This is a genomic window from Mycobacterium sp. 852014-52144_SCH5372336, from assembly GCF_001665615.1.
Classification (GTDB): Bacteria; Actinomycetota; Actinomycetes; order Mycobacteriales; family Mycobacteriaceae; genus Mycobacterium; species Mycobacterium neumannii_A.
In genome coordinates this window covers 1-6,554 of record NZ_LZSW01000068.1, presented here as the reverse complement: position 1 = coordinate 6,554, position 6,554 = coordinate 1, and the positions used below count along the sequence as shown (strand labels likewise).

Below are 6,554 nucleotides of genomic sequence, written 5' to 3'. Positions count from 1 at the left end.
TCGCCGCTTGATCGTCGTCCGCCGGGTTGAATTGGCGGACTCCTCAGCGCGGCTCGTCCCTCGCCGCTTGATCGTCGCCCGCCGGATGTCGGCGCTCTGAGGCAGTATCGAGACCGTGAGCCTGGTTCTGCTGTATCTGGTCGTACTTGTCCTGATCGCCGTGGTGCTGTTCGCCGTCGGCAGCGTCGTGTTCGGGCGCGGTGAACCGCTGCCCCCGTTGCCGCGGGAGACCACCGCTACGGTGCTGCCCGCCTCCGGCGTGACGAGCGCCGACGTCGACGCCGTCAAGTTCGCCCAGACGCTGCGCGGCTACAAGACCAGCGAAGTCGACTGGGTGCTCGACCGGCTGGGCCAGGAACTCGACCTGCTGCGCGGTCAGCTGGCCACCCTGCGGGCCACCCACGGCATCGAAGACGACGAGCCCATCGAGGGTGGCGCGCACGCATTGCAATCCGAGGAGGAGTCGTGACCGCAGCCACCCCGGAGACCTCCGAAGAACCCTCCTTCGAGCCCGACGGCCGTGTCCGGTGCGCGTGGATCGACGAATCACGTTTGGCCCCAGCTGATTTCATTCTCTACCGCGACTATCACGACACCGAGTGGGGGCGGCCGCTTCGCGACTCGGTTGCCCTCTTCGAGCGGGTGAGCCTCGAAGCGTTCCAGAGCGGGCTTTCGTGGCTGGTGATCCTGCGCAAGCGGGAGAACTTCCGCCGAGCGTTCCACAATTTCGACATCGACCGGGTCGCGCGCTACACCGAGCGCGACATCACGCGGTTGATGGGCGATGCCGGGATCGTGCGCAACCGCGCGAAGATCGAGGCCACCATCGCCAACGCGCAAGCGGCGGCCGACCTGCGTGACGCGGGAACCGACCTGGCCGAGCTGTTGTGGTCGTTCGCACCGCGGCCCCGGCCGCGGCCCGCCAGCTTCGCCGAGATTCCCGCCGTCACCCCCGAGTCGACCGCGATGGCCAAGGAATTGAAGCGCCGCGGCTTCCGCTTCGTGGGACCCACGACCGCCTACGCGTTGATGCAGGCGACCGGAATGGTCGACGATCACACCGCCGACTGCTGGGTACCGGCGACTTCAGCGGCACCCGGTAAGCGGCCTTAGCCGGGTCTTTGCACACCGAACGGCGCCGATAGGGAACAATAGAGGCGTTCAGTAGCAGTTTCAGTGCCGGGAATGTCAAACGAGTGGGCAGTCTCGGCCCCGACCGAGCCCGCGGGCGGGCCGGCTCATCTGGAGGGAGCACTCGATGGCGGCGATGAAGCCCCGGACCGGCGACGGTCCACTGGAAGCAACCAAGGAGGGGCGCGGCATCGTGATGCGGGTACCACTGGAAGGCGGCGGGAGACTCGTCGTCGAGCTGACCCCTGATGAGGCCGCCGCGCTCGGGGATGAACTGAAGAACGTCACGAGCTGACGGTTCCGCTGTGACCGGCTACGCCGGATTGCCCACTTTCTGGTAGATCTCCAAGGTCTGCTCGGCGATGTGGGCCCAGGAGAACTCCTGAATGCAGCGCTGCCGCCCGGCCTCGCCGTATTGGCGCGCCCTCTCGGGGTCGGCGATCAGCTCGTTGACCGTCGCGGCCAACCGGCTCTCGTAAGCCGGCGCGTCCTGCGGGTCGTAGTGCACCAACCGTCCGGTGTGTCCGTCGGCCACCACCTCCGGAATGCCGCCGACGTCGGAGGCCACGACCGCCGTCGCGCATGCCATCGCCTCCAGGTTCACGATGCCCAGCGGCTCGTACACTGAGGGGCATACGAAAACAGTTGCAGCGGATAGTATTTCGCGAATCTTGACGATGGGGAGCATCTCGCGCACCCAGAAGATCCCGGTGCGGGCGTGCGACAGGTGCTGAACCGCCTCGGTCACTTCGGCGGCGATCTCGGGGGTGTCGGGCGCTCCTGCGCACAGCACCAGCTGCACATCGGGGGCGAAATCGTGGGCCGCGGCGATCAGATGGGCAACGCCCTTCTGCCGCGTGATCCGACCGACGAACGCCACCATGGGCCGCGACGGGTCGACGCCGAGTTCGGCCAACACCGATTCGCCCGGCTCCGGGTGAGCCGGATACCAGACCTCGGTGTCGATCCCGTTGCGCACCACGTGGACCCGATTCGGGTCCAACGCGGGATAGGTGCGCAGGACGTCCTCGCGCATACCGGAGCTGACCGCGATCACCGCGTCGGCGCCCTCCACCGCCGTCTTCTCCACCCACGACGAGACCCGGTAGCCGCCGCCGAGCTGTTCGGCCTTCCACGGGCGCATCGGCTCCAGCGAGTGTGCGGTCAGCACGTGCGGCACCCCGTAGAGCAGTGCGGCGAGGTGGCCGGCCAGGCCGGTGTACCAGGTGTGCGAGTGCACCACGTCCGCGTGTGCGGCGGCATTGACCATGTTGAGGTCGGCCGACAGCATCGACAGCGCGGCGTTGGCGCCGATCAGCGCGGGGTCGGGTTGCGCGACGATCGCGTCCGCACGCGGGGCGCCCATGCAGTGCACGTCGACCTCGCAGAGGCGGCGCAGCTGAGCGACCAACTCGGTGACGTGAACCCCCGCCCCGCCGTAGACCTCGGGTGGATATTCCCGAGTCATCATCGCCACCCGCATGAATTCGACCCTAGTTACGGGCGCAAGCCGCCGCTGGAGTGATCGTGTCGGAACCGCCGGATCTGCGTCGAAGACGTTGACTCGTCGTGGAATGGGTAGCCCAGGACAGAAGCGGCCGATAGGTTTGAAGCATGAGGGAACTGCCACACGTGCTGGGCATCGTCCTGGCCGGCGGGGAGGGCAAGCGGCTCTACCCGTTGACCGCGGATCGAGCCAAGCCCGCCGTTCCCTTCGGCGGCGCCTACCGCTTGATCGACTTCGTGCTGTCGAATCTGGTCAATGCGCGGTATCTCCGGATTTGCGTGCTGACGCAATACAAGTCGCACTCACTTGACCGTCACATCTCCCAGAACTGGCGATTGTCGGGCCTTGCGGGTGAGTACATCACGCCCGTCCCGGCCCAGCAGCGGCTCGGTCCACGGTGGTACACCGGTTCCGCGGACGCGATCTACCAGTCGCTGAACCTCATCTACGACGAAGATCCGGACTACATCGTCGTGTTCGGCGCCGACCACGTCTACCGCATGGACCCCGAACAGATGGTCCAGTTCCACATCGAAAGCGGCGCGGGTGCGACGGTCGCGGGTATCCGGGTACCGCGCCAGGAGGCCACCGCGTTCGGGGTCATCGACGCCGACGAGTCCGGCCGCATCCGCAGCTTCATCGAGAAGCCCCCCGACCCGCCGGGCACGCCGGACAATCCCGACGAGGCGTTCGTGTCGATGGGCAACTACATCTTCACCACCAAGGTGTTGATCGACGCGATCCGCGCCGACGCCGACGACGACCACTCCGACCACGACATGGGCGGCGACATCATCCCCCGTCTGGTCGACGACGGCATGGCGGCGGTGTACGACTTCAGCAACAACGAAGTGCCCGGTGCGACCGAACGCGATCACGGTTACTGGCGCGACGTGGGAACCCTCGATGCGTTCTACGACGCGCACATGGACCTGGTGTCGGTGCACCCAGTGTTCAACCTCTACAACAAGCGTTGGCCGATCCGCGGGGAGTCGGAGATGCTCGCGCCGGCGAAGTTCGTCAACGGCGGTTCGGCCCAAGAGTCGGTCGTCGGCGCCGGCAGCATCATCTCGGCTGCGTCCGTGCGGAATTCGGTGCTGTCGTCCAACGTCGTCGTCGACGACGGGGCGATCGTCGAGGGCAGCGTGATCATGCCCGGGGCCCGCATCGGGCGCGGGGCGGTGGTGCGCCACGCGATCTTGGACAAGAACGTGGTCGTCGGTCCGGGCGAGATGGTCGGGGTGGACCTCGACAAGGACCGCGAACGGTTCGCGATCAGCGCCGGAGGAGTGGTCGCGGTCGGCAAGGGCGTCTGGATCTAACCCCTAACCCCCTAACGCGGACCGTCCGCCAGACCCAGGGGTGCACTCGACGAGTTTCGGCATCGCCCTCCTTATGCGTTGTGCCCTGGTGCTTCACGCTGGCTCCTGTCAAACGGCCCGCGAGGCCACGAGCACAGGAGACAACGATGAGACGCAACACCATCACGGCCGCCGTCGCCGCCGGCGACGTCGACGTCGGCGCCCTAATGACCACGACCGCGCCGGCCGCGCACGCTGAGAAGCTCTCGGAGAAGACGATCAAAAGCGAATGCAAAGCCGCCGGCGGGACCTACACCAACAAGGGCTCGGTGTCGACCTGCGGCTACAAGGACATCAGCGGCAACAGGTACATCGATGTCTTCTCCGGCGGCCATTACGTCACGACGCTGACGTGAGCGGGACCTGGAGTCAGCTCGCTGCGGCGTTGCGGCGCCGTCGCCTCAGAATCCAGACCGCCAGCCACGCCAGGACCACGACGGCCACCAACACGAGCACGGGCACCAGGATCGCGGCGAGGACCAGTCCGACACTGACCCCGTCCTCGACCGTGCTCAGCACCGGTGCGGCCACCCCGGCGGTGGCGACGTTGGCCGCCGGACGAACGGTCGACTTGGTCAGCGACACCACTAGCGCGACCACGACACCGATCACCACCGGAATCCACTGCCCGGACTGAGCGAACGCGCCGGGGTCGGTGACCGCCGACGTCTGCGCCGCGGTGCCGGAACCGAAGACGATGCCGCCCGCGGTCGGCCGGACGAACGTCTGGACGGCATCGTTGACGCTGTCGAGCGCCGGGACTTTGTCGGCCACGATCTCGACGACCAGAAGCGTCGCGACGATCGCCATCACCCAGCCGTTCTCTAGCCAGGCCCAGCCGGCGGGCAGGGCGACCAGGTTGGTGAACCGCGACAGCAGACCAAGCGCCAACAGGGGGATATAGGCGTTGAGCCCCGCCGCGGTCGCCAGGCCGAGGCCGGTCAGCAGTTCCATCTCCGCATTATGAGCCGCAAGCCGCGATCGCATCGCCGATAGAGTGGCGCACTGTGGGTGGCCGACGTCAATCCGTAAAGCTGCACAAGGGGCGACGAATACCTCAACATCCGCGCCGGCGAATACCGTGTCGGGACCGTGGGGTGCGCCTCTGTATACGGCGAATCGTAGAGCCGTACCGGCTCCATGACACCGTTGGCAGCAGCCAGGACTGACAAGCGATGAACAACCCCGAATCAGGCAGCGTCGCGCCAGGCGATTTCGTCGGCGAAGGCGATTTCGACCTTGCTTGCCGGCGAAGGCGGCCGGCCGGGCAGCGGTGGCGCTTTAGATCGGTGGCGGGCACCGGTCGGCGTAGTGACCTCGGCGCTGTGGGTGCTCTCCCCGTCACGTCGGGTGGTGACCCGCCATCCCGGAGCTTCTTTGGCGTAATTGCAGGCTTCGCAGTTGCCGACGCCGTTGAGCTCGCTGGTCTCCCCGCCCACGCCGTGCGGAGTGGCATGGTCGGTATGCCGGATGGGGGCATCGCAGTATGGCGTGCGACATGTGTCATCTCGGAAGGCGATGAACTGCGCGAGGACTTTCGGGAACAAACGAGCTCGCGACTCCATGGCGACCAACGCGCCGGATGACGGATGACGGTACAGCCGACGCAGCGTGGCTTTCGAACGCTCGTCGGTGACGGCTCGGCTCGCCAATCGGCACGCGACCGAGGCAGGAATCGGTCCGTAACCCGGAACGCGTGCGGGAGTCGTGTCACCGCCGAGTAGCGTCTCGTCGGTGATGATTAGGTCGACGGCGACCGGCACCGAAACGTCTGCAGGCTGGCCGGTGATGCGTTCGAAGAGGGTGTCGGCCATGATCTGGCCCCGGCTGCGATCGTCGAAGGTGGTGTCGGCGGCGCGTTTGAGGGCCGCGTAGACGGACACACCCTGGGGCATGGGCAGCAGCGCGGTCACATAGGCCATGGTGTCGGGGGCTGGACGGATCGTCACAGTACGCTCGCGCACGGCGCGTACGGCGCGGTCGACGATCGCTTGTGGATCGAGTTCATAGGCAATGGCTTTGGCGTCGGCGGCGATGCGCTTGTCGCCTTTGCCTTCGAGTTCGGATTGATCCGCGCACATCCGGACATCGAGTTTTCCGCGGTCTTCCACGGTTAAACAGGCGGATTCGCGGACGATCAGGGTGGCACGCCACTCGGAGAGCGCGCCGGCCTCCAGGGCGGCCAGCGTGTGGGGCATCTCGTGCACCAAAGCTCGCGCGAAACCGAGATGACGGCCGCCGCGGTTAGGGGAATCGTTGCGGGCCAGCGCGATTTCGTTGGCCAAGCCGCGACCACGCTTGGCTGCGGGCACGCCCTCGGCGGCCTCGCGGGCGCGGCGCTTTTGGTCCAGTGCCGCGGTCAACCGGGCCTGTCTAGCAGCGGCGACAGACTTGAAGTGCTCGAGTTCGGCGATGCAGTCAACCAGCGTCGCCTCATCGCCATCGGTGTCGATGACTGCCAGTGATTCGAACATATGTGCGGCTCCTCACGTTCTCGTGGGTAGCTGAGGGTGTAATCCGCCGAGGCAGAGGTAGATCATTGAGCTCAGTGTTTG

General features: G+C 66.6%; 8 protein-coding genes. 5 read left to right on the top strand and 3 right to left on the bottom strand.

Annotation, left to right across the window (positions count from 1 at the left end; genetic code table 11):
• Positions 1-115: 115 nt before the first annotated feature.
• The 3 genes from A5759_RS25250 (at position 116) to A5759_RS25240 (ending at position 1,426) form a co-directional block, all read left to right on the top strand.
• Positions 116-469 carry a DivIVA domain-containing protein gene (locus A5759_RS25250; protein WP_064420200.1) on the top strand — a complete coding sequence of 118 codons (354 nt, stop codon included), beginning with the start codon at positions 116-118 and terminating at the stop codon, positions 467-469.
• Entirely contained in the window at positions 466-1,113 is a 648-nt protein-coding gene (locus tag A5759_RS25245) for a DNA-3-methyladenine glycosylase I (protein ID WP_066847552.1), read from the top strand. The genes A5759_RS25250 and A5759_RS25245 overlap by 4 nt, the downstream gene beginning before the upstream one ends.
• A 145-nt stretch (positions 1,114-1,258) precedes the next feature.
• The gene (locus tag A5759_RS25240) at positions 1,259-1,426 is read left to right on the top strand and encodes a DUF3117 domain-containing protein (protein ID WP_005059648.1); all 168 of its coding nucleotides are present in this window, start codon (positions 1,259-1,261) and stop codon (positions 1,424-1,426) included.
• A gap of 18 nt (positions 1,427-1,444) precedes the next feature.
• On the opposite strand, the gene glgA is transcribed toward A5759_RS25240, so the two are convergent.
• Positions 1,445-2,614: a glycogen synthase gene (gene glgA, locus A5759_RS25235; RefSeq protein ID WP_064420202.1), complete on the bottom strand. Its 1,170-nt coding sequence runs from the start codon at positions 2,612-2,614 to the stop codon at positions 1,445-1,447.
• 131 nt (positions 2,615-2,745) lie between these two features.
• Between glgA and glgC the strand changes: the two genes are divergently transcribed.
• The gene (gene glgC / locus A5759_RS25230; RefSeq protein WP_064396672.1) at positions 2,746-3,960 is read left to right on the top strand and encodes a glucose-1-phosphate adenylyltransferase; all 1,215 of its coding nucleotides are present in this window, start codon (positions 2,746-2,748) and stop codon (positions 3,958-3,960) included.
• A gap of 146 nt (positions 3,961-4,106) precedes the next feature.
• Positions 4,107-4,355, top strand: coding sequence for a hypothetical protein (locus A5759_RS25225; protein WP_068202192.1), 249 nt, complete (start codon positions 4,107-4,109; stop codon positions 4,353-4,355).
• A gap of 13 nt (positions 4,356-4,368) precedes the next feature.
• Here A5759_RS25225 and A5759_RS25220 read toward each other — a convergent pair whose 3' ends face one another.
• Together A5759_RS25220 and A5759_RS25215 are read right to left on the bottom strand one after the other, a co-directional pair.
• Entirely contained in the window at positions 4,369-4,953 is a 585-nt protein-coding gene (locus tag A5759_RS25220) for a DUF4126 domain-containing protein (protein ID WP_064396669.1), read from the bottom strand.
• A 236-nt stretch (positions 4,954-5,189) separates the two neighbouring features.
• Positions 5,190-6,473, bottom strand: coding sequence for a DUF222 domain-containing protein (locus A5759_RS25215; protein ID WP_064420204.1), 1,284 nt, complete (start codon positions 6,471-6,473; stop codon positions 5,190-5,192).
• Positions 6,474-6,554 lie beyond the last annotated feature (81 nt).

Excerpts from the sequence above, each read along its gene's own strand:
- glgA (WP_064420202.1), bottom strand. The coding sequence starts at position 2,614 with ATGCGGGTGGCGATGATGACTCGGGAATATCCACCCGAGGTCTACGGC.
- A5759_RS25225 (WP_068202192.1), top strand. The coding sequence starts at position 4,107 with ATGAGACGCAACACCATCACGGCCGCCGTCGCCGCCGGCGACGTCGAC.
- glgC (WP_064396672.1), top strand. The coding sequence starts at position 2,746 with ATGAGGGAACTGCCACACGTGCTGGGCATCGTCCTGGCCGGCGGGGAG.
- A5759_RS25215 (WP_064420204.1), bottom strand. The coding sequence starts at position 6,473 with ATGTTCGAATCACTGGCAGTCATCGACACCGATGGCGATGAGGCGACG.
- A5759_RS25220 (WP_064396669.1), bottom strand. The coding sequence starts at position 4,953 with ATGGAACTGCTGACCGGCCTCGGCCTGGCGACCGCGGCGGGGCTCAAC.
- A5759_RS25240 (WP_005059648.1), top strand. The coding sequence starts at position 1,259 with ATGGCGGCGATGAAGCCCCGGACCGGCGACGGTCCACTGGAAGCAACC.